This is a genomic window from Vibrio sp. 10N.286.46.A8, from assembly GCF_041470165.1.
Taxonomy (GTDB): Bacteria; Pseudomonadota; Gammaproteobacteria; order Enterobacterales; family Vibrionaceae; genus Vibrio; species Vibrio tasmaniensis_A.
Genome location: NZ_JBFRLX010000067.1, coordinates 1 through 21,740 on the forward strand (window position 1 = coordinate 1; position 21,740 = coordinate 21,740).

Below are 21,740 nucleotides of genomic sequence, written 5' to 3' on the forward strand. Positions count from 1 at the left end.
GTTACCACCAGAAAGGTTGCCAATGATTTGCTCGCGAGTCGGGGTCTTGATGTTGAAGAGCTTGATGAAGTCATCAACCGCCATTACTTCGTCTTTATGTTGGATTTGACCGCTCTTTGTTAGTAGATCAAGCGAACATAATGACATGTTTTCTTTAACAGAAAGCCCTAGAACTAAGCCATCGCCTTTACGGTCTTCAGAGATGTAAGCAATGCCATTCGCCAAGCCATCTTTCGGGCTTACCGGGTTAATGGTTTTGTTTTCTAAGTTGATGACGCCGCGCTCACTCGGAAGGGCACCGTAAATCACTTTCATCAGTTCGGTACGACCTGCACCCATTAGGCCAGATACACCCAGGATTTCACCACGCTTTAGAGCAAAGCTCACGTCATGAACACCAGAACCAGTCAGGCCAATCACTTCAAGGCAGGTTTCACCGTGGCTCTGTCCGATACGTGGATATTGTTCGTCTAGCTTACGGCCAACCATCATCTCGATTAGGCCATCTTCGTCGGTGTCTTTTACTTCACATTGTCCAATGAACTTACCGTCACGAAGCACGGTGATGTCATCACAAATCTCAAAGATCTCTTTCAAACGGTGAGAGATGTAAACAATGCCACAGCCTTCATCACGTAGTTCGTTAATTACTTTAAATAGAGACTCAGTTTCGGTATCGGTTAGTGCATCCGTTGGCTCATCCATGATGATGACCTTAGACTCAAACGATAGGGCTTTCGCGATCTCTACCATTTGTTGTTCACCAAGGCTTAGCTGACCTAAAGGTGTTTTTGAACTGTGTTTTACGTTAAGGCGTTTAAGTAGCTTGTCCGCTTCTTGGTACATTTCGTTCCACAAGATGCGACCCATAGTCCCTGTGATTTCACGACCTAAGAAGATATTCTCGGCGATGGTTAGCTCAGGAATTAGGTTCAATTCTTGGTGAATGATACTAATGCCAGCTTGTTGTGAATCACGTGGTCCTTTAAATGCTGCGGGTTTACCTTGGTATGCGATAGTGCCGCCGTCCAAGTGGTAAATGCCGGTAAGCACTTTCATCAACGTTGATTTACCTGCACCGTTTTCCCCCATTAACGCCATTACGCGCCCTGGGTAAACGTTGAGGCTTGCCTTATCTAGTGCTTTAACACCTGGGAAGGCTTTCTCAATTGAGCTAAGTTCTAAAATGGCTTGAGTCATGTCGGTTCCTTTACTCGGGGCCAGTTGTATTTGATTGTTTTGGTTCAGTGATGACACTGAGCTGTCGTTGCGCTTAGGTTCAAACGCTGAGCTTGAGCTAAAAGGTTACGCCAGCTTGGAAGATAACATTTGCGTAAGGCGTGCATTCGCCAGTGCGAATAACCCCGCGGCTGTCATGCGTTCGCTGTTTGAATTCTTCATGAGTGATGTAAGTAATCGAAAGCGATTTGCCGCAACGCGCTTCTTCTGTCTTAACTAAATCAATCAGTGCAGCGTGATGGTCTGGGCTTACTTTCGCAAACTCTTCTGCAATCACAACGCCTTCAATCTGAGATTCATCCAGCATGGTTTTTACTGTTTGCTGAAAGCTCGGAACACCATGAGTTAAGGCAAGATCAATACGAGTTACGTGATCTGGAATCGGCAAGCCCGCGTCACAAATCGTGATTTCATCTGTGTGGCCAAGAGTCGCCACTAAGTAAGAGAGTTCAGAATTAATTAGAGTACTTTTTTTCATATCACGACCTATCGAAAAATAACGTTTAATGGGTTGAGAACAACTCAAGAAAAACCATCGAAACGTTTCGATAGTGATAATAGTGTCTGATTTATCATTTGCACTCTTCACTTTCCTAGAGTGTGATAACGATCATCGAAACGTTTCGATGGGGCGTTTTTTAGTGATCTTAATCAACGCCATTGATTGCATAAATACGTTCACAATGGAGATATAAAGAGTGCGCTACGGCGTGTTGCTCATACAGTTTTGACACAATGTAGTGTCGCTTAAATTTAATTAAGTGGGGTCAACCGACAAAATGTAGCCAAACTTGGTGATTGTGGTTATCTGAATGTCCGGTGTTCTTAAGCGCGTAAAAACATTACGCAGATTATAGATGACGTTAGCAAGTATGTGAGGAGAGGTGAGTTCCCCTTCCCAGCACATATCAATAATATCTTCCCTAGAAACGGGATCCCCTAAATTTTCTGCCAGTAAACAGAGCACCGAAAGTAGGTGAGGGCGTAAAGTGATTTTATTCCCCTGTTCATTAGTAATCGTTCGAGAGTCAGTATCAATGATTAAGCCGTTAAGCTCTATTGTGTGGTTCATCGTGTTTCTATTCGTCTTATTCTGAATGGTTGAGATTGAGCTAAGTCGCAAGCTACTAAAGCGTGTGAATTATGCAAAATCACGCCACTCTTGAAAGTAAGCTTGCGTAAGTGCCAGGTGAAAAAACATAAAAACTGGATGATTTGGAAGGGGGTAGATTGTTAGAGTTAATGTGAGGTGTTTTTTATTTCTTTTTTATTCAGTGGTTTGTTGTGTTTTAACTGATTCTGTTGGCTGGGATTATAAAGTGATTATATTTTTATTTATTTTTTTGTTTTATGTGAGCTTATCCTGCTTGCGAATTCGACGGGGTGTCGGATAACTCTAATAAGATTGTGCAGCACAGGAAGCCGTGACAATCTTGATTTGAAATAAGTAAGGTCAATCAATAATGAACAATAAATTAATTCTAAGCATCGCAATGATGTCAGCGTTTGCAGCGAACAATGTAATGGCAGATGACAGTGGCTTGTATCTCGGTGGTGCCATTGGTACTTCTGGCGTCGATGATGGTGGTCTATTTTCATCAGTTAGAGAACCAGTGACGTTTGAAGCAGAAGACAATGCTTACCGAATGATTGCTGGTTATAAGTTTAACCGTATTGTCTCACTTGAGCTTCAGTACACGGATTATGGTGATGTGGTTGCTAAATACCCATTACGTAGCAACGCTGGTTTTACATGGACTCCTCAAGTCTTCTCGATTGCTGCAAATCTTGGTTATACGTTTGATAACGGTGTTCGCCCATTTGGTACCATTGGCTTATCTTCAATCGACCTCGATATGAAGTATTCAGACGGTTCACGTCCTTCAAGTTCTGAGTTCGATGATTCTGGTGCAGGTGTACGTGTTGGTTTTGGCGTTGAATACACCCCAGAAAAGCTATCTGAATTAAGCCTAAGACTTGGTTATGAAGCTGATGCATTTACAGTAGAAGTTGACGAGGGCAACTCTTGGAACCGAAAAAAGGTAGAGAAAGATATCGTATTGGCTTCTTTCTACCTTGGTGCAACATATAACTTCTAAGTTCATACTTTGCTAAACGGTAAATCGGTTTCTAGATGGGGCGTCGGTTGGCTCAACCTGTTTAGCTAAAGTGGAAAGCCGCAGTTTTTGACTGCGGTTTTTTTCATGTTCTACTCAGGTAAATCTCGCTTGAAGATGTAATTGAATAGCTAGGCTTCACGGATATGAGCGGTGACAGCAACGATGGCATGGTCAGTACTGAATTGGTCGTGTTCAAAGCTGGGATTGATGAGGTGATGGTCGAGCACTGTGTAGCAAGAGATCTCCATCATGCTTGATGAGTTCTGACAGTCAAATTCGTTCGACATTAAAATGTAATCCAGAACAGAACCAGAGGCACCATAATAGTGGGTTGGTTTGCGTTGTTCGAGCAAATCTTCTTCATGCAATTGATGATAAATATCCCAGCTGTCTTTTAACCGGAAGTGGGAAAGCCAATGCTTGCTGTTTTCGTCTCTGTTTATTGAGTAACTCAACAGCCCTTTAAACTCGTCGTTGAATAGAGGCTTATTAAAGTCACCCATTAACACAACAGGCTGATCGGTTTGGTAGCGTTGATTGGTGATGTATTGATGCAGCATCTGAGCTTCAAGGCCGCGCTGCACACTCGATAGCCAAGAACCAAGTTGTTCTTGATGAAGCTTAACCAGCGTGTCACTTTGTGGTTTTTCACCTTGCTGAGCGTTATCCACATCGATAGATTCAGTTCTTGGCTCAGTCGGACGCTGTGATTTGAAATGCACAACATAACAGTCGGTTGAACCTAAATGAGGTAACGTAATCGTGGCATGAACAGGCGTTCTGTTGAATGAGAAATTGTCTCCAAGGTTGAACGCTGTCAGTAACTTCGAATCTGGCGCAACAGGTTGCACATTTTCAATTGGGTAACGCGATGCGATACCAACGACCGGAGAGGTGTACAGGTAATCATCTTCAACGTCTGCGCTATCGACCACTGCAAAGTATGGATAACCTAGCTTGTTCATCAATTGTTCTAAAGACTGTGGGCTAAATATCTCTTGAAAGCCAATCACATCACAATCTAATGAACGAATCGTTTCAGCCATCCAGTGCTGTTTCTTCTGCCATTCATCGAAGCTGTAGATGTTCTCAAAATCATAATACGCATTCGGCGGTTCGAGATAGTTCAGCAGGTTGAACGTTGCAAATGTTATGTGGTTTGGTTTGTTCAAAGTGTCATTCCATTTAGACCTAAGCAGCAAGGATACTCCAGTAAAGTATAGTTTGTTGATTATTTAGAACCTAAATTTCACTTTCAAAGCGAATCAAAGGGAATCTAAACCGTGGAGGCTTATGTCATTCTCGCTAGAGCAATCTCCTTCCCCCGTTCTTTCCAGCGCCACCAAGCTAATTAAAGGAATCAAAGCAATCAGCGCCAACTGCATCCAATAACTTCGAGCGGTGACGAGTTAATTGTAAATAAACCGTCAGAGATGAAGTGCTGATGGTTTTATTAGTTATTACATGATGTTAGATTTGAACCTATACTTGTTTTAACGGCATGCATTCAAAGCCGATTAATCAACTTGAATATCGAATTCATAACATTTGAAGGGAGAGTCAAATGGGAACAGATTTCCGAAGCAAAGCCTTGCAGCGCACTCAGTTTTTCAGGTCTAATTTGAAGTCATGTGCAGTCATGCTGCCGCTTATTGCTCTATATCCCTCCGTCACACACGCTTCTGATACCGAATCAACTCCTACTGTCACCGTTATTGAAACCACACAATTGGTTGGTTTTGGTGAAGCAAAATATCCAGCCGATTTCACTCACTTCGATTACGTTAACCCTGATGCGCCAAAAGTAGGCAAAGTGACTTATGGCAGCATAGGTACCTACGATAGCTTTAATCGATTCGGTTCCCGCGGCGTTGCTGCCAGCTATACGGGGGAGATTTACGATACCTTGATGTTTTCTCCGAGTGACGAGATTGATGCGTACTATCCATTGATTGCCTCAAAGGTTCGCTACGCCAGTGATTTCACTTGGATGGAAATCGATATCAATCCAAAAGCCAGATTCAATGATGGCGAGCCCATTACGGCTCATGATGTGGCATTCACCTTTAATAAGTTTTCAACCGAGGGTGTGCCTCAGTATCGCGTGTATTACAAAGAGATTGAATCAGTAACGGCTGTCTCTGATTTGGTTGTTCGAATTGAGATGAACAAGCCAAACCGCGAGAAGCTGTTTAGCTTTGCGCAAAGCACTCGTGTATTGCCAGAGCATTATTGGAAGGACAAGAAGCTGTCTGAGCCTCTAAGTGAACCACCAGTAGGCAGTGGTCCCTATAAGATCATCAGCTACAAGTCTGGTCAAAGCGTTACATACGGTTTAGATGAAAATTACTGGGCTGCGGATTTGCCCGTCAATGTTGGTCGTAATAACTTCAAGCAAGTGCAATACGATTACTATCGCGATGACACCGTAATGCTGGAAGCCTTCAAAGCAGGGGAGTTCGATCTTCGAACCGAGAACTCGGCTAAGTTCTGGGCCAACTCTTACACGGGCGCAAACTTCGATAAAGGCTACATCATTAAAGAAGAGATCAACCATGAGAAGCCTGAAACGACTCAAGGTTTTGTCTTCAATATTCAATCTCCTGTGTTCTCTGATCCTAAAGTTCGTGAAGCGTTAACGTACGCGATGGACTTTGAGTGGATGAACAAGAACATGTTTTATGGTCAGTACAAACGGACTCGCAGTTACTTCCAAAACACTGACTATGAAGCGAAAGGCTTACCAAGCGAAGCTGAAGTTGAGTTGTTGTCTCAATACAAAGACCAAATTCCACCGCGAGTGTTTACTGAAGAATTCCAGCCATCAGTCACCGATGGCAGTGGCCGTATTCGTAGCCAAATGCGCACCGCGTTCAAATTGCTGAAAGAAGCGGGTTGGGTGCTGAAAGACAAGGTGATGACCAACGAAAAGACCGGTAAGCCGATGTCATTTGAGTTGTTGATTTACAGTCCAACCACGGAACGTATCGCAACGCCGGTTCAAAAGAACCTTAAGCGCATGGGTATCGAGATGAAGATCCGTACCATCGATACCACTCAGTACATCAAGCGTCTTCGTGATCGTGACTTCGACATGGTTTCGTCGTCATTTTCCGCAAACCCTTATCCTAGCCCGAACTTAATGATCGTTTGGAACTCTAACTACATTGATTCTACTTACAATACTGCAGGTGTGATGGATCCAGTGGTTGACGCATTAACAGAAGAAATTGCGCGTAACCAACAGCATCCTGAAAAGCTGCTTACGCTAGGTCGTTCACTTGACCGTGTATTGCAGTGGAATTTCTACAACATCCCGCAATGGCACGTCGGTGAATACCGCGTAGCAATGTGGGATAAGTTTGAGCGTCCAGATGTATTGCCTAAATACGATTTAGGTATCGATACATGGTGGATTTCAGAAGAGAAGGCGGCTTTGCTTCCTGAAAAACGTCGCTAGGAGTTAGTTAGCATGGCCGCGTATATATTTCGACGTTTATTGTTGGTGACCCCCACGCTGTGGGCGATCATCACCATCAACTTTTTCATTATTCAGATTGCGCCCGGAGGCCCGGTAGAGCAAGCCGTTGCCCAATTAGAAGGGCACAACTCCGGTATCATGGAGCGCTTTTCTGGTGGTGGACAAGAAGTTGATTTAAGCGAAAGTGATCAAGCATCTGCCAGCGGTTATAAAGGCTCCCGCGGGCTTGACCCCGAAGTGGTTGAAGAGATCAAAAAGCAGTTTGGTTTTGACAAGCCGATTCACGTTCGCTACTTCGATATGTTGAAAAACTACGCGACCTTTAACTTTGGTGAAAGCCTGTTTAAGGGCGGTAACGTTATTGATCTCATCATCGAGCGACTGCCTGTTTCCATCTCCTTAGGGTTATGGAGTACCTTAATCATATACGTGATTTCGATACCTTTAGGCATAATGAAGGCGATACATCACGGTTCTCGCTTCGATATTTGGTCGAGCGCGGTCGTGATTGTCGGCTATGCCGTTCCGGGCTTCTTGTTTGCGATTATCCTGATTATTTTGTTCGCGAGTGGTAACTACTTCAGTTGGTTCCCATTGCGTGGCTTGGTATCGAGTAACTTTGATCAGCTTAATTGGTATCAGCAAATTGGCGACTATTTCTGGCACTTAGCATTGCCTATTTTTGCGATGGTCATCGGCGGCTTTGCCACATTGAGCATGCTGACCAAAAACTCCTTCCTTGATGAAATCAATAAGCAATATGTGGTGACCGCACGAGCGAAAGGCTTGGACGAGAGCAGTATTCTCTACAAGCACGTTTTCCGTAATGCCATGTTGATTATTATTGCGGGTTTCCCAAGCGCATTTATTAGTATTTTCTTCACGGGTTCTATGTTGATTGAAGTGATGTTTTCACTCGAAGGCATCGGTCTGCTTGGCTTTGAATCAACCATTCAACGTGACTACCCCGTGGTGTTCAGCTCTCTCTATATCATGACCTTGCTTGGCTTGGTGCTGAGCATTATCTCCGACCTGACGTATACCTGGGTTGATCCTCGAATTGATTTTGAAGCGCGTTAATGGCGAACGAATAACAAGGTATTGATAATAAATGTTTAACAACCCTTTAGCTGAAGCTCGTTGGTTACGTTTTAAAGCAAACAAGCGTGGTTTTATCTCCCTTTGGATATTTACTATCTTGTTTGGCTTGAGCCTGTTCGCTGAGATCATCGCCAACGATAAGCCACTCTTGGTGTCTTATGATAATCAGTGGTTTGTTCCTGTTATCAGTGAATATGCCGAAACAGAGTTTGGTGGCGAGTTTGAAACCGAAGCGGATTACAAAGACCCGTATGTTATCGAACTCATTGAAGACAGCGGTTACATCGTGTGGCCAATCATTCCGTTTAGTTACGACACGATAAACTTCGATATTTCCGGCGCGGTGCCTTCGGAGCCTGATTCAGTGAACTGGTTAGGAACCGATGATAAAGGGCGAGATGTATTGGCCCGCATCATTTATGGGTTCCGTATCTCTGTTCTGTTTGGTTTTATTCTGACGATTGTATCGAGCGTGGTCGGTGTCGTAGTCGGTGCGACACAAGGTTACTACGGTGGTTGGGTGGACTTGTTCGGGCAGCGCTTCATTGAAGTTTGGTCTGGCATGCCGACCCTGTTCTTATTGATTATTTTGTCGAGCTTTATTGAGCCGAATTTCTGGTGGTTGCTAGGAATTATGGTGCTCTTCAGTTGGATGAGTTTAGTTGGGATTGTGCGAGCTGAATTCCTACGCTGTCGAAACTTTGATTACGTAAGAGCCGCGCAAGCCATGGGTGTTGACGACAAACGCATTATGCTTCGTCACATGCTACCCAACGCGATGGTGGCTTCGTTAACTATGATGCCGTTTATTCTTTCTGGATCAGTCACCACATTAACGTCGTTAGATTTCTTAGGCTTTGGTTTGCCTGCGGGCTCGCCTTCGTTAGGTGAGCTATTGGCGCAAGGTAAAGCCAACTTGCAAGCGCCTTGGCTTGGTATCTCTGCTTTCGTCGTACTTTCTCTGATGCTTACGTTACTTGTCTTCGTTGGTGAAGCGGTGCGTGATGCCTTCGACCCACATCAACAGAAGTAAGGATAAGTTATGACTTCAAATACAGCTCCTACTTCAGGCTCAACAGCAGAGGCTTCTAATGCATCTCCAGTTCTGACCATAGATAAATTATCAGTCGGTTTTGGGCGTAAAGACTCGATAGAGCAAGTGACGCAAGATGTCTCTTTAGAAATATACAAAGGTGAGACACTCGCGCTGGTGGGCGAGAGTGGCTCCGGTAAATCGGTCACGGCTAACTCGATTTTAAAGCTGTTACCTAAAGGTTCATCGCACTACTTAAACGGTAAGATTAACTTCTCTGGCACCGATATTCTGAGTTGTTCTGAAAGGCAATTGCGAGGGATTCGTGGTGGTCGAATCGGCATGATCTTCCAAGAGCCTATGGTGTCGTTGAACCCACTTCATAGAGTCGGTAAGCAGCTGGTTGAAACTCTTTCTATTCACCGAGGAATGCGAACCAATAAAGCGCAAGCCTTGGCGATAGAGTGGCTTTCAAAGGTGGGTATTCGTTACCCAGAGCAAAAGATTTCAGCCTATCCTCACGAGCTATCTGGTGGAGAGCGTCAGCGTGTGATGATTGCGATGGCACTGATCAACGAACCAGAGCTACTTATTGCTGATGAGCCTACTACTGCTTTGGATGTGTCGGTACAAGCGCAGATCCTAGATCTTTTGAAAGACTTGCAGCAAGAGCTCGGTATGGCGATGCTCTTTATCACACACGATTTGAGTATCGTTCGTAAAATTGCCGACAGAGTGGCGGTAATGAAAGATGGTCGCTTGGTTGAAAGCAATGACTGCCAAACACTCTTTAATGCACCAGCTCACCCTTATACGCAAAAGCTTATCAACTCTGATCCGAAAGGCTTGCCCGTTCCAGTTTCTCCGGAAAGTGAACCTCTGCTCGATGTTAATCAACTTCGTGTTTGGTTCCCGATTACGGGCGGTTTATTCAAGCGAACCATTTCTCATGTCAAAGCTGTGACCGATATGGAGTTCAGCTTGAAAAAGGGGCACTCAATCGGTTTAGTTGGCGAAAGTGGTTCTGGTAAATCGACGACTGGTATGGCGATACTTAAGCTGGTGGATAGTGAAGGGTCAATTACCTACTCGAGTGAACAGCTTCAAGGTTTAGATCGAAAACAGATGCTTCCGTTTAGAAGCCGTATGCAAGTGGTCTTCCAAGACCCGTTTTCTGCGCTAAACCCGAGAATGTCGGTCGCTCAGGTGATTGGCGAAGGTTTGTTAGTGCATCAACAATTGGATGAGCACGAACTCGACCAACGCATCTGTGACGTAATGAAAGAGGTTGACCTCGATCCTGAAACTCGTCACCGTTACCCAAATGAGTTTTCTGGCGGTCAAAGGCAGCGAATTGCGATTGCTCGTGCTTTGATCCTTAAGCCAGAGTTTATCTTGCTCGATGAACCAACATCGTCACTCGACAGAACCGTTCAAGCGCAAGTACTGGATTTGCTGAAGTCACTTCAAGAAAAGTACGGCCTGACCTATTTGTTTATCAGTCATGATCTGAATGTTGTGAAATCCTTGTGTCATTACACCATCGTCATGAAAGCTGGCGAGGTAATAGAGAAAGGTGACACTGAGACTTTGTTTGGTAATCCGCAGCATGAATATACTAAACAATTGGTGTCTTTATCTGAGGTTGGCACGCCTTAATCGATGAATTTCGATTCAATGTGAAAATCCAAAAAAGAGCCTGATCACTGATGATCAGGCTCTTTTTATTTAGAACGTCTTAGTTTATGCGTGGTACTAGAAAACGATATTCGTTCTTAGGCCAAACAACGCGACTTTGCTTTGAGTGCTGACTGCGGGTGTGACGTATTGCGCATCTGCGGTAAAGGTTAACCATGGCGTTGCTTGGAACGCGTAGTAGATCTCAAAACCTTGCTCGTCTTTTAATTCTGCTCCTAGTGGCAAATCGCTAATGCTGTTTTGTAACGCATTAGACAAGTTGTAGTAATAGTAGCCCGCGCCCCATTGATCTTGAGGTCTGTCGAAGAAGAAAGCGTTGCCTCCAAGGCCGCCAACAAACGTTCCATCTATGATATTTGGATTACCGTCTGCCGCTGCTGCTCTTAGGTAGACTGCGATGGTATCGTCATTGTTCTCGTAGATATTGTGTGTTGCTTGAGCTCGAATGTTGTACTTATATTTTGCAGTTTCACCCAAAGACGAGTAATCGACCCCTTCTTCAGTGCTATATGTACCAGACATACCAAACGTAGAACTTCTATCAAACAGTTTGAATGAGTGAGTCGCACCTAATGAAAAGTTCACGCCATCATCAAACCAATCATTGAATCCTAAGTTGTCAGCATATCGATCTCTTGGATCATAAATCATCGCCGTGATTCGTGTATCGCCAATGGTGTGGTTCAGGATGCCGCCAATAAATGATGGGGGAGTCACGCCACTTGGTGGAGCAGAAAAAGCAATGTTCATGAATCCATGACGAGTTGCACCACCGTAAAATGGCGCATTTCGTAGTAGCTCAAACGCGTCGATCTTGCCAAAAAGTAGGTTAGTGTTGTCATCAAACTTGTGTGTGTAATACAAGGATGAGAAGAAAGGGCTACTGCTGTCTGCGTAATGGGCTGAATTAGGTACTGACAAACTGGAGAAGCCAAAGTCGTTCGCATCTCCGTTTAGATAGATCAACTGGGTGCGAAAGGTGCCGTTATTCCATAGGCCAGCATTTTCGGTATCAAGTGCTGCAAACAGGTCAAAACGGTGTGTGAACTCATTTGAATTTGATGGTGAGCCAGAAACCGCCGATTGGTAAACGTTGGTGTATTCAGCATCGAGCGAGAGTCCGTTGTCTTTAATGTGACTACGATCTCCTCCCCAATCACCGGTTAATGTATCAGAGTATGGTTGGCTTGCATTAGCTAAAGACGATAAAAAAAGTGGAGCTAAACAAAAGGGTAATGATAAAAATTTCATAATTAAATCTTATTGTTAGAACATAATCTGGCTAAGCGCATTGAGATAGATAAGCAGGGCTGTTTAGCGTGCTGGCCAGTTGTGAATGGCGTTGATGTTTAAACAGTGCACTCAATGCATCAAACGCTTCTGAAATGGACAGATAACCTTGCTGATAAGCGAAGGAAACCGAACTTGCTTTACCGTCGTTGAGGTCGTGTCTTGAGATCGCAATGCCATGGTTTTGCGCGAGTAAAAACAATGCATCCGCGTTAAGAGGTTGCGAGTCCGCATTTTGCTGGTGACGCAACTTGCTGACGAGTGAGTGAATACGCTCAATACATTGGCTAAGTCGGTGATAGCGAGAGGTGTTCACCGTTGTCGCAATATGCTGGCAAACCTTTACCAATGCCTCCATTTGATCTGTTTTCGCTGAAGACGAAACCATCTTTTCAATAACTGCATTTAGCTCGGCAAGATATTGCGTTCTAAGCTGGGGTAATACCGTCACTTCATCATCCTTAATGTATCCGCGTAGCTCCTTGCCAAGTGACTCTAGATAACCCATATCTAATTCCCAAATGGTAGACATAGTATTGACCTGAGTTGTAATTGACCGGGTCATGTTATCGATTTTGGTGATGATAAAACTAATTTTGAAGTTTTTATGTTTTTATTAAGCTATTGTATTTATTGATTTTTCATTGCATTTCATCTGCTTAATAGACGTTTCAATACCGGTGTCATCAAAGGAAAACAAAAGAGAAGATTGGCTGATGAAGAATGGCGCAGTTATGGTGGTAAACAGCGCAATCAAATCAGATTTGTGTGGCTTTCATGAGGCGAGGTGAGATGCTACGAAAAGAGGTTAGCCAGTTAAAATGAGGAGGTGTGGGGCTTTTACCTTGCCAAGTGCCAAGTTTCAGGAACGACGAATACATCTGTTCACGGTATGGGCTCAATTCGCTAGAGCCAGTATTTAGAAAGCTGCACTTGTTGAGCTATGTTGTGGCTAATAGATTGCACCACCAAATAGAAAGCATTCTCGATGATCTGCTAAGTATCGGGACATTTGGTTGTGATGTGGAAAGCCGTGAGATAGGGGATTGAAAGTGTGAGAGCGTCTCGGATTGAGTTTGAGATCTTTGTATAGAGATAACTGAATATAGGGGGTCTGTATCGCGGAATCGGTAAACATGTACCATAAAAAGAAAAAGTGATAGCGGACGCTGAGGTCACACTATCACTTTTTGAGAACGATGAAGGTCAAGCTATTGAGATACTTTCGCTCAGCTTAGAGCAATGTTCATCGTTATTGTACCTACGTTATTTCTGTTGAATCGCCGTAAGAGCATGTTGGAAGTACAAGCTTGTCGCACACACATCGTGGTCATGATCATGATGGTGGTGATGACCGTGAGCGTTGTGGTATCTGTTGATTACATTCACAACTTTCATATTTTGCTCAGTCATGGCTAAACCAGAGTTACTGTTTTTTACAGGAGCAGGGATACCTTGGTAAATCGTTGCTTCAACTTTTATCTTGTTGATGTCTTCAGGTTTTACCGTGTATGGGTTGTCGTCGAGTACCGTAAAGTTAGCGGTTTTACCGATATCAATGGTACCAACTTCATTTTCTAGACGTGCTGTGTATGCTGCATCAATCGTGATTGCGCGCATTGCTTCATCAACCGTGATGCGCTCTTGAGGTCCCATTACCGTTTTGCCAGACAGACCGATTCTGTTTACAGCAGCCCAAACTAACCCTAGTGGTTGCGCTGGTGCCATTGGTGAATCTGAGTGCAATGATAAAATACCACCCGCATCGATGAATGAACGTCCACGCGCCATCACTTCTGCACGCTCTTGACCGATACCTTGTTCAGAGTAAAGCTCAGCCAGAATATGTGTGTAGTAAGGGTTTACACTAAAGTTTGCGCCAAGTTCAACGGCTTTAGGGATGTCGTCTTTATCGGTAATACCTAGGTGATGGAAGCTGGTTCTGTGATCGTCTCTGCTTTTTTCTTTGTTGAGCTTGTCGACAATGTTCAGTGCAGTCTCAAAGCCTAGATCACCATTGGCATGGATAACAATCGTGTAGTCGTCTTCCCAGTAAGGACGCATACTTGCTTCAAGGTCTTTAGGCTTTTGCAACCATTCACCTGAGTGACCATCGGTGTAGCCATCTTTAAGTTGCATTAACTGGCTGTACATTGCGCCGTCTGAGAACAACTTAACGAATTTAGGTAGCCATTTGATCTGTTCGCCTTGATAAGACGGGTGCTGAGTCAAACCTTCGGCAATCGCTTTACCTTTGGCAGGGTCGTTTTCTGCCATCATGTAGGTAAAGTTACCAGCTGGCATTAACCAGTAATCCATTGGGAAGTTACCGTCTTCAAGAATGTCGACTACTTGCTCGAACATCTCAGGTGTTGCAACAACACCAGGGTCAATCGCGGTAGTAATACCACCAGAGTGGATGTAATCTTTGGTTCGCTCCATCCCGGTTGCAAAAATGCCGCTGTTTACCCAGAACCCCATTACATCATTGAGAAGGATTTTAGCTCCAGCTTCATAAGCATGGCCTCGTTCCCAGTCTAGCTGATCGTAGTTATAGCCTTCGCCAGTCCAGTCTTCTTCAGACCAACCTAGCATTTCCATCGCTGCATCGTTGAAGAACAATTCGTGGAAGCTACGATGCCAAATGATAATTGGTCGGTCTTCAGAAATGTTATTCAGCAACTCACGGCTCATTTCATTGCCGTGGAAATAGTGATGGTAGCCCCAGCTTACCAATGGTTCGCCTTCAGCCAGTTCACTTTCTAACTCAGTTAAACGGGCTAAGTAGTTATCATGGCCTATTACGCCTTCAACGTTGCCCCACGGTAAATCCCAATCAGCAGGAGTAATAAAGTCTGTGCCGATCAACAACGCCATCAGCCAAAGGTGAACGTGAGGTTCAACGAAGCCCGGTGTAAGAACACGATCTTCAAATGATTTATCAATCGTAAAACCATCTTTAGATTGGTACTTAGTGGTGAGTGTTTTTTGATCGCCAAGGTCGAGGATTTTACCGTCTTGAACTGCGATAGCGTCTACGTTGCTATGATCGTAATCTGAAAGAGTAATGATGTCGTTCGATACATAGAGCGTGATAGGGCTAGTAGAGGTTTCGGCGAAAGCAGGTGTGGCGACTAGGCCAGCAATAACCGTTGAGAGAAGTAGCTTTTTCATAATGGATCCTATTGCTCTCAACTAACGACCTTGTTCTATGAGAGGATTCAGTCGACCATCGCGCTTTGGAAAATCAATCTTCCTGTGAGCGCTTAGAAAGTCAGTTCTTTGTATTCACGGATAAGTGATAAGAAAAGAGAGGCGGTAAACCCATAATTAGCAATGCGTAACTCTGTTCAAATAAGTGTGTATAGCTAACTTCTGGGCTTACTGCCAATACATAGAGAAGCGAATTTTATCGTTCAAATACAGAGTGAAAACTCTCTTCGCCTCACATTTGTTGCTAATTTAGCAGCGTTATTACGTTTCTAATAATGCATAATGATGGGTAAAACCAAACATTAATTATCTAAGGTGGTAGGGATGTTTTCTTATGAACACTTAAACTCATTCTGTGCGACGTATGACGAACAGAGCTATAGCAAGGCTGCGAGAGCGATTGGTAAAGATAGAACAACCATTCGAGAACAAGTGAAAGCGTTAGAAGACAGCTATCGAACCATTTTATTTACGATTGAAGGAAAAAAGGCGGTACCAACCAGCTTTGCACGTTCTATTTATAAGCAGTCAAAATTGTTGGTGCAAAACAGTGAGCGATTGCATCTAAGAATGATGAATGCTTACCAACAAGAACTGACCCGTTTAGATTTCTATCACGATACTCTGATGCCCAACGATTTAGTGGTGGAGATAGAACAGCATGTTTTGAAGGCTCACCCGGACATGGTGCTCAATTGGCTGCATCGAAATCGAGATGAGATCTTGGTTGATGTGACACAAGCGCACAACAAAGTTGCGATCATGCAGCACCGAATGGAAAACATGTCGGAATACCCAATCAGCGCCATCAAACTTGGTGACGGTGATATTGCTGCCTACGCACGGATTGATAGTCCTTTGTTCAAAATCGATGAGATTCGACTTGAAGATTTGCAATTAGAAACGCAGTACATCAGTGAAAACCAAAGCAAAACCATGCCAGAGTGGTTGGGGGTATCACCGTATTTTCGCACGGTAAGCAATAACGATATGTTACTGGAGTTAGTGAAAGTGAATGGCTGGGCGTTACTTCCAAAAAGCTTAGCGACCGAAGCGGTGAATACGAAGCAGCTACGCCGAATAGAGTTCAATGAGCTGCTTTCACACAGCGCGAAGTTCGGGCTCTCATTCTTCTATCCAACGAGTTTTGAAAATACCAGTGTGTATAAAGGTTTGGTTGAAGTACTGAAGGGTTACGCAACTAAGAATTTGTAGAATCACACTTTAGTATCGCTTTGAAAGGTACTTAATATAAGTTGAGAGTGCGGTAGATGCACTCTGGTTGAAGCAGAGTGTTTATTATGGATAGACAAAGGCCAAGTGGCCTTTGTCTCAAGTTTTTTCGCTTGTCTAGTTTGCAGATTTAATGATGGTCTCAGTCACATCTCCAATCAAACCCGGCTGGATTAACTGGAAGCTGATCGCTTTTCCAGATTCTTGGATATCTCGCATGTTGTATTGAAGCTGAGTGAAGTCATCTCCCCACTGATAGCGAAGCAACGTTTCTCCTGTTTGTAGGTGATAGTTAACAGCGTATTCCGTCGCGTAGCCAGACATCACACCATCAATGGGTGCAATTGGCGCATCGTGTGGGATCTTGTAAGTAAGCGAGTCCAGTTTGACCATACCGTTGATCACGCTGTTCGGCTCCGTAAGGTGTTCCATGTAGTAACTTGAATGTACAAACCTGTCTTCTGGGTTGGCATTACCGCCAGTCCCTAAGTTGGTTTGTGAGTATTGTGCTTCTTTTGGCCCCCAACCGCGTTTAGAGCGTTCTACATTGGCCAGATGTTGGTCGTAATCGGGTTGGTTGGTCATTACTGTGTATTCCGCGCCATGCCATACTTGAGGTCCTTCTGCTCTAAATTCTATAATTGCTGAGTCACCCGATGTGTCTTGAAGGCTAATGTGCAGAGCAATTCTAACGGGAATACCGGGTACGAATTCAATGGCAGGTTGCGATTTTTCAACGAATTTAACGGCCTCTTCAACAGTACTAAACTGCGATAAAACATGTTTAAGGTAGGTCAGCGTACCTAAGTCGTCAGCTTGCGTTGAGTCATCTGTATCCATGTTTCGGTCGTACAGCACATTACCACTAAGCCCTTCACTATTCATACCATCAGTAATTTGCCCATAAGTTGTTAATCCAGTGACATCATATTTAGAGGTTACTTGGTTAGAGTTATTTAAGTGGGTAAGGTAAGCGCTGTTTTTTGGAATGTTGACGAGGTGGACGTTGGTTGGTTCTGACCAGTCCACTGTACGTGAAACGAATGTGCCTTGATCTTGTGTATCCCAAAGCAAGCGGGTACATGCTTCGGCGGCAGTAACAACGCCCATAGAGAAGGTAGCAATAATAGCGGTAGATAAAATTTTCTTATTCATGATGAATGCCTTTGTAATTTGAGAACGCAATCATCATGACATTGAATCTAGAAACGAAAAATTCGCATATGCGGGTTAAAATCCATCAATATGGCTAGATAACACGTTAATATTGTTACCTAACCCATTAATATAACTATGGGGCGAAGTGTGCTTGAGTGATTTTCTTGATTGTAGGTAGTGGTTCTTTGTTACCCATTGATACTGGGTAATACAAGGTTAGTCCAAAATTAAAATGATTTGCGACCTGTTTTACTTGGAGAGCTACCAACTCGCCGCGCTGGACTAGGGGCTTTGCTAGATCGGTACTCATGATTGCCCAACCGTCATGTTTTACCAATTCTAATAAGAGGTCGTTATTGCTGACTAGGTGGTACTGGGGGGAAATAAAATAGAGCTCTGGTAGCGTGTTGAAATGGTTTTCGCTCACATATTGCTTGTCTAACTTTAAGTCTTCAATTGACAGCGCGTTGAGGTGAGGGAGTTTGCTTCTTTTTCCTGCATACATACCTAGCTTGCCATAGCCCAAAGAGAAGAACTCGATATTTTTACTAAAACGTTGGATGTTTTTATGCTCCATAAGCGCGATGCTGTTCGATTCAGATTCAATGTTATCAAACGCGTCCTCTCGATTACGATGCAGCCAATGCACACGCAGTTCTGGGCATTTTTCTTGTAAAGCGTGCTCAATTTTGACGGCCAAATTGAGTGGCAGGGAAATATCGTGATAGATATTGAGCGTCAGCATCTCGTCCATGTAAATGTTTTCTAGTGAGGTACTGAGTTTCTCGGTGTTATTTAACACAACCTTGGATCGCTGATAGATATGATCAGCCGCTTGAGTCGGTGTTGCTTTCTTTCCGATGATTTCAAATAGCGTAACGCCATATAAGTCTTCGACGGCCTTTACTTGGTCTCGTATTGTGGTGCGGTCTTTGCCTAACTTTTTGGCAGCTGCGCTGTATGAAGATGCTTCGTACGTGGTGCAAAATGCCAATAGATGCTCATAAGAAAACATGCTCAAACCTCAATAGAAAGTAAACCCAGACCTTATGATGGAAATTATCCCGCATTAATGTTGAATTCGCTAAATTTTATCTTCGGTAATGAGATGAAAATGTGATCAATACTAGGTGTTTATTTTTCGAGTTCGATTAACGCGCTTCAAGCAAATGCGGTGTGTCTATTTTTATCTGCCTTACCAAACCTATATACGGCAATTCAGTGATGATTTCATGTGACGATACAGAGATGATTTTTCTTGGCGTTGAGAACATACGGAGGATAATATCTCTTGAGAATGCGTGGAATTTTTCTTGATCAATTTTCCTTGATGCTTCTTCTAAACGAATTGAGTCTGCAATCACATCAAACTGGATATGGTTGTTTTCAAAGCGTTGCCACTCAGTGTCGAACTTCACTGTCACCTGAGCAACGGAACCTGATGGGGCGAAAAAATTGAAGTGCATGGCGTGATAAGACTTGTCTTTAGTCATGAGGACCTCAGACTCCGTCTCGACGACGCGTATATCCCATAACTGAGCCAAGTAACCAAATTGACCTGGGTATCTTCTGTGCTTATACGACCAATACTGATCGACAAACACCGATTCTGGGCTGTATTGAGAAATGTAGATGTCTTTGATGACGTAAGACATCAGCGCCACAATAATGAAACCGCTTGTGATTATTTTAGTGGTGATAGATGACATACAAGCACCTCCTTATTGTGATCTCGCCAATACAATCTCGGCAGTGACGGGGCAGAGCTTTCTCGATGAAAGGGTAAAGTATCGAAGAGTGCACTCTGTTGAGCTTCAATCAGTAGCGATTGGCAGATTTGAATGTCTTGATCACTTGGCGTCTCAGCGTTTTGATGGATTAACATCGGGATAGGTGGCGCGATGGTCGGCTCTGCGATTAGGCGACTGAATGCGCCATTGTGGTATAAGCCGACTAAGTTCCAGCCGATAAATAGAACGCAAACTGTCCGGATAAGATTATGAATAAAAAAGGTTTTGTTATGTTGAACCCAGTTTGCTGTTTTTGACCATAACGAAGCGTGGCGAGCAATCAATGATTGGTATTCTGTTTCAGTGAGCGCTTGAGTTTCACCGATATAGGCGTAGCCCTTCATCACTTGAGTTTGGATGAACTTTGGTTGCTCGCTCGAATCTCCCAGCTGGGCACGCAAGTTTTTTACCGCGGTGGCGACACTCGATTTTGCGCGCGTACTTTCCCAAATGGCCTCAAGAATAAATGCTGATGTGAGGTCAGAACCTGAATGTTCAATGAAAAGTGATAGCAACTTCCACTCATTGGAACGCAGTTGCGTCTCTTGCAAAGACGTCAGGTTTAACAGCTTTCCGCTTTGACTGTTAAAAAGCAGATTTTGATTTAATAGGTAGAAACTCATCGTAGCTTACTCAAGGTTAAGTTTAAATCTTACTTAAGATGGATCGTATCGTCAGTAACTTTTGAGCCCACTTGCGACGCCGAGCAAGCTCAAGTCGACTCTCTTGTTTCGCTAATATGCGATCAGCGTGCGCTATTTTATTGGTCAGCCAAAGGCTTTGATACTGCAAAATATTTCTCACTATCGTATCAGCGGTCGCTGACTTAGTTTTTGATTTCAACTGTTCAATGGCTTGATTTATGTTGTCGAGTTTGGCTTTTAATCGAGCTATTTGGTCTTGAGGTGAGAGTGTTGGGCGTCCTTTCTTAACGGGTTTATCTATTGCCGAGCCACTTTCAACGTCGCTACTTTGGTTAGATTTCAATTTTGAACAATCGATGGTGCGCTCTTTAAGTTGGTGCTCTTGGCACAGTATCTGGTCTTCTAATACTAGGCTCTGATTGACGAGTTTTTGTAGTTCGCTCATCGGTTTTCTACCGGTTTTTGTTTGGGTTGTTGCTTTGCTGTTCTTCTCGAGCGCCTTGGCGGCCAGTGTTTCGATGCTTAATGCCGGTTGGTTGTGTGCATGACACGCCTGTCTGTATTCGAGGTACGTATCTTGGAGTGCTTGCTCTTGTCGCATTAATTGCACAGGCAAGGGGAGTGCTGGCCTGCCCGCGCTGCTTTGTGCTGACCTTGGCAGCAATGAATCTATTTTGTTGTCAATAATATGCAGCATCAGTAAGCGAATGATCTTTCGTTGATGCTTGATGCGCTTAAGCACAAACGAAGTGTCGTCACTCCAGAAATGATTGAGACTTTCTGAACCATTCAATAAAGCTCCGTTTAGGTCTCTGATGCCTGCTTTCAAACTTTCGGTAACGGTATAGAACCAATCATCTTGCTGAAAGCCAGTCGCCTTAACTAATGTACTTTCGAGCCAAGGGTTCACTGTTTGAGATATTCCCTTTTGCGAGAAAGCCGCTTGCTCATGGAGCCAAAGCTGATCCGCGAAATCACACACAAGTATTGACCTTGGCTGCGCCGGAAGCGATCTAATCCGAAGCTGGTACAGGCTAATAAGTTGCTGCACATTACCTAATACCTTCTCTTGGATGCTTTGCCATTGCTTGATCGGATCAGAATGACGTTGCGCAGACAGCATTAGGTTGTCAATACTGCTCCAAATCTTATATTCCTCGGAGGCGCTGATGATGTCGGCGTTAATGAGAGCCAACTGTTCTGCATTGTGTTCTAGGTACAGTTGACGAAGTTGAGCTTGGTAACGAAGGTTAAGGCTCACGTAATCTTGATAGTCTTTTACGACGTGTTTAGCGAGCTTCACAACCGGCGACAGCGCAGGACGACCTCGTTGATGAGTATTCATCATACTGACTCTAATACAGAGAATGGTTTTGCCAGAGGTAGCACTTTGACGGCATTCCAGTGAGGCTTATCTTTTACTTCCTCAAGCTCCATATAAACTCGCTGACCTTCCTCTAAGTTAATTTCACCATCAAATTCAATGATACTGATGTGAATGAGTACATCAATATCACCGTGATCAGGTTTAGCAAAACCAAACCCGTTTTCTAGGTGAAACCAAGTGATGTAGCCACGAGTGCAAATCAAATCGGACATTTACGAGATTAACTCAGTGAATAGGTAATGAGGTGATTCTATCAGTGGGTTTTATGACTAATTTTGATTTAAATCTATTTAATAAGTAATTAATTAAATCCAAATTCTATGTGGAACCCGACACAAAACCCTCGGTATTTG

The 21,740-nt window shown here is 43.8% G+C and carries 19 protein-coding genes; 6 read left to right on the plus strand and 13 right to left on the minus strand.

All coding sequences use genetic code 11. The features are described 5' to 3' along the window. The 3 genes from AB4232_RS07780 to AB4232_RS07790 form a co-directional block, all read right to left on the minus strand. Window positions 1-1,200, minus strand: a 1,200-nt coding sequence (locus AB4232_RS07780) for an ATP-binding cassette domain-containing protein (protein ID WP_372086838.1), incomplete at its 3' end; no start/stop codon positions are given. 97 nt (window positions 1,201-1,297) lie between these two features. Continuing rightward, entirely contained in the window at window positions 1,298-1,717 is a 420-nt protein-coding gene (gene rbsD / locus AB4232_RS07785; protein ID WP_372086840.1) for a D-ribose pyranase, read from the minus strand. A gap of 279 nt (window positions 1,718-1,996) precedes the next feature. Continuing rightward, window positions 1,997-2,311, minus strand: coding sequence for a winged helix-turn-helix domain-containing protein (locus AB4232_RS07790; protein WP_017099336.1), 315 nt, complete (start codon window positions 2,309-2,311; stop codon window positions 1,997-1,999). A 391-nt stretch (window positions 2,312-2,702) separates the two neighbouring features. On the opposite strand from AB4232_RS07790, the gene AB4232_RS07795 reads away from it, so the two are divergent. Further along, window positions 2,703-3,338: a porin family protein gene (locus AB4232_RS07795; RefSeq protein ID WP_372086842.1), complete on the plus strand. Its 636-nt coding sequence runs from the start codon at window positions 2,703-2,705 to the stop codon at window positions 3,336-3,338. Window positions 3,339-3,487: 149 nt separating this feature from the next. Here the strand turns inward: AB4232_RS07795 and AB4232_RS07800 are convergent, their stop codons facing one another. Further along, window positions 3,488-4,531, minus strand: coding sequence for an endonuclease/exonuclease/phosphatase family protein (locus tag AB4232_RS07800; protein WP_372086844.1), 1,044 nt, complete (start codon window positions 4,529-4,531; stop codon window positions 3,488-3,490). 392 nt (window positions 4,532-4,923) lie between these two features. Between AB4232_RS07800 and AB4232_RS07805 the strand changes: the two genes are divergently transcribed. Genes AB4232_RS07805 through yejF form a run of 4 tightly spaced genes read left to right on the plus strand, consistent with a single transcriptional unit; the run spans window position 4,924 to window position 10,633 of the window. Then, window positions 4,924-6,819 carry an extracellular solute-binding protein gene (locus AB4232_RS07805; protein WP_372086846.1) on the plus strand — a complete coding sequence of 632 codons (1,896 nt, stop codon included), beginning with the start codon at window positions 4,924-4,926 and terminating at the stop codon, window positions 6,817-6,819. 12 nt (window positions 6,820-6,831) lie between these two features. After that, window positions 6,832-7,920 carry a microcin C ABC transporter permease YejB gene (locus AB4232_RS07810; RefSeq protein ID WP_372086848.1) on the plus strand — a complete coding sequence of 363 codons (1,089 nt, stop codon included), beginning with the start codon at window positions 6,832-6,834 and terminating at the stop codon, window positions 7,918-7,920. A 31-nt stretch (window positions 7,921-7,951) separates the two neighbouring features. Next, window positions 7,952-8,974: an ABC transporter permease gene (locus AB4232_RS07815; protein ID WP_102344046.1), complete on the plus strand. Its 1,023-nt coding sequence runs from the start codon at window positions 7,952-7,954 to the stop codon at window positions 8,972-8,974. Window positions 8,975-8,983: 9 nt separating this feature from the next. Continuing rightward, window positions 8,984-10,633 (plus strand): microcin C ABC transporter ATP-binding protein YejF, encoded by a 1,650-nt coding sequence (gene yejF, locus AB4232_RS07820; protein ID WP_372086850.1) that lies wholly within the window; start codon window positions 8,984-8,986, stop codon window positions 10,631-10,633. Window positions 10,634-10,729: 96 nt separating this feature from the next. Here yejF and AB4232_RS07825 read toward each other — a convergent pair whose 3' ends face one another. The 3 genes from AB4232_RS07825 to AB4232_RS07835 all read right to left on the minus strand — a co-directional run bounded on the left by AB4232_RS07825 (window position 10,730) and on the right by AB4232_RS07835 (window position 15,136). Then, complete coding sequence (locus AB4232_RS07825) at window positions 10,730-11,923, minus strand: carbohydrate porin (protein WP_172379157.1); 1,194 nt, start codon at window positions 11,921-11,923, stop codon at window positions 10,730-10,732. A 31-nt stretch (window positions 11,924-11,954) separates the two neighbouring features. Beyond that, window positions 11,955-12,494: a hypothetical protein gene (locus AB4232_RS07830; protein ID WP_280588866.1), complete on the minus strand. Its 540-nt coding sequence runs from the start codon at window positions 12,492-12,494 to the stop codon at window positions 11,955-11,957. Window positions 12,495-13,228: 734 nt separating this feature from the next. Continuing rightward, a complete protein-coding gene (locus tag AB4232_RS07835) occupies window positions 13,229-15,136 on the minus strand; it encodes an amidohydrolase (RefSeq protein WP_372086853.1) in 1,908 nt (635 codons plus the stop codon). A 363-nt stretch (window positions 15,137-15,499) separates the two neighbouring features. Here AB4232_RS07835 and AB4232_RS07840 point away from each other — a divergent pair, with 363 nt between their 5' ends. Then, window positions 15,500-16,390, plus strand: coding sequence for a LysR family transcriptional regulator (locus tag AB4232_RS07840; protein WP_372086855.1), 891 nt, complete (start codon window positions 15,500-15,502; stop codon window positions 16,388-16,390). 135 nt (window positions 16,391-16,525) lie between these two features. Here AB4232_RS07840 and AB4232_RS07845 read toward each other — a convergent pair whose 3' ends face one another. The 6 genes from AB4232_RS07845 to AB4232_RS07870 all read right to left on the minus strand — a co-directional run bounded on the left by AB4232_RS07845 (window position 16,526) and on the right by AB4232_RS07870 (window position 21,599). Beyond that, the gene (locus AB4232_RS07845) at window positions 16,526-17,563 is read right to left on the minus strand and encodes a linear amide C-N hydrolase (RefSeq protein WP_372086857.1); all 1,038 of its coding nucleotides are present in this window, start codon (window positions 17,561-17,563) and stop codon (window positions 16,526-16,528) included. A 136-nt stretch (window positions 17,564-17,699) separates the two neighbouring features. Then, window positions 17,700-18,581, minus strand: coding sequence for a LysR family transcriptional regulator (locus AB4232_RS07850; RefSeq protein ID WP_012600793.1), 882 nt, complete (start codon window positions 18,579-18,581; stop codon window positions 17,700-17,702). 136 nt (window positions 18,582-18,717) lie between these two features. Beyond that, entirely contained in the window at window positions 18,718-19,275 is a 558-nt protein-coding gene (locus AB4232_RS07855) for a hypothetical protein (protein WP_048611013.1), read from the minus strand. Next, entirely contained in the window at window positions 19,251-19,979 is a 729-nt protein-coding gene (locus AB4232_RS07860) for a helix-turn-helix domain-containing protein (protein WP_172379153.1), read from the minus strand. Before AB4232_RS07860 ends, AB4232_RS07855 begins: the two co-directional genes overlap by 25 nt. Window positions 19,980-20,001: 22 nt before the next feature. Further along, window positions 20,002-21,348, minus strand: coding sequence for a hypothetical protein (locus AB4232_RS07865; protein ID WP_372086860.1), 1,347 nt, complete (start codon window positions 21,346-21,348; stop codon window positions 20,002-20,004). Further along, window positions 21,345-21,599, minus strand: coding sequence for a cold shock domain-containing protein (locus tag AB4232_RS07870; RefSeq protein ID WP_372086862.1), 255 nt, complete (start codon window positions 21,597-21,599; stop codon window positions 21,345-21,347). The genes AB4232_RS07865 and AB4232_RS07870 overlap by 4 nt, the downstream gene beginning before the upstream one ends. Between the last annotated feature and the right edge of the window lie 141 nt (window positions 21,600-21,740).

Coding starts and splice junctions, on each gene's coding strand:
- rbsD (WP_372086840.1), bottom strand. CDS start 1,717: ATGAAAAAAAGTACTCTAATTAATTCTGAACTCTCTTACTTAGTGGCG.
- AB4232_RS07790 (WP_017099336.1), bottom strand. CDS start 2,311: ATGAACCACACAATAGAGCTTAACGGCTTAATCATTGATACTGACTCT.
- AB4232_RS07795 (WP_372086842.1), top strand. CDS start 2,703: ATGAACAATAAATTAATTCTAAGCATCGCAATGATGTCAGCGTTTGCA.
- AB4232_RS07805 (WP_372086846.1), top strand. CDS start 4,924: ATGGGAACAGATTTCCGAAGCAAAGCCTTGCAGCGCACTCAGTTTTTC.
- AB4232_RS07810 (WP_372086848.1), top strand. CDS start 6,832: ATGGCCGCGTATATATTTCGACGTTTATTGTTGGTGACCCCCACGCTG.
- AB4232_RS07815 (WP_102344046.1), top strand. CDS start 7,952: ATGTTTAACAACCCTTTAGCTGAAGCTCGTTGGTTACGTTTTAAAGCA.
- yejF (WP_372086850.1), top strand. CDS start 8,984: ATGACTTCAAATACAGCTCCTACTTCAGGCTCAACAGCAGAGGCTTCT.
- AB4232_RS07825 (WP_172379157.1), bottom strand. CDS start 11,923: ATGAAATTTTTATCATTACCCTTTTGTTTAGCTCCACTTTTTTTATCG.
- AB4232_RS07830 (WP_280588866.1), bottom strand. CDS start 12,494: ATGTCTACCATTTGGGAATTAGATATGGGTTATCTAGAGTCACTTGGC.
- AB4232_RS07835 (WP_372086853.1), bottom strand. CDS start 15,136: ATGAAAAAGCTACTTCTCTCAACGGTTATTGCTGGCCTAGTCGCCACA.
- AB4232_RS07840 (WP_372086855.1), top strand. CDS start 15,500: ATGTTTTCTTATGAACACTTAAACTCATTCTGTGCGACGTATGACGAA.
- AB4232_RS07845 (WP_372086857.1), bottom strand. CDS start 17,563: ATGAATAAGAAAATTTTATCTACCGCTATTATTGCTACCTTCTCTATG.
- AB4232_RS07850 (WP_012600793.1), bottom strand. CDS start 18,581: ATGTTTTCTTATGAGCATCTATTGGCATTTTGCACCACGTACGAAGCA.
- AB4232_RS07855 (WP_048611013.1), bottom strand. CDS start 19,275: ATGTCATCTATCACCACTAAAATAATCACAAGCGGTTTCATTATTGTG.
- AB4232_RS07860 (WP_172379153.1), bottom strand. CDS start 19,979: ATGAGTTTCTACCTATTAAATCAAAATCTGCTTTTTAACAGTCAAAGC.
- AB4232_RS07865 (WP_372086860.1), bottom strand. CDS start 21,348: ATGATGAATACTCATCAACGAGGTCGTCCTGCGCTGTCGCCGGTTGTG.
- AB4232_RS07870 (WP_372086862.1), bottom strand. CDS start 21,599: ATGTCCGATTTGATTTGCACTCGTGGCTACATCACTTGGTTTCACCTA.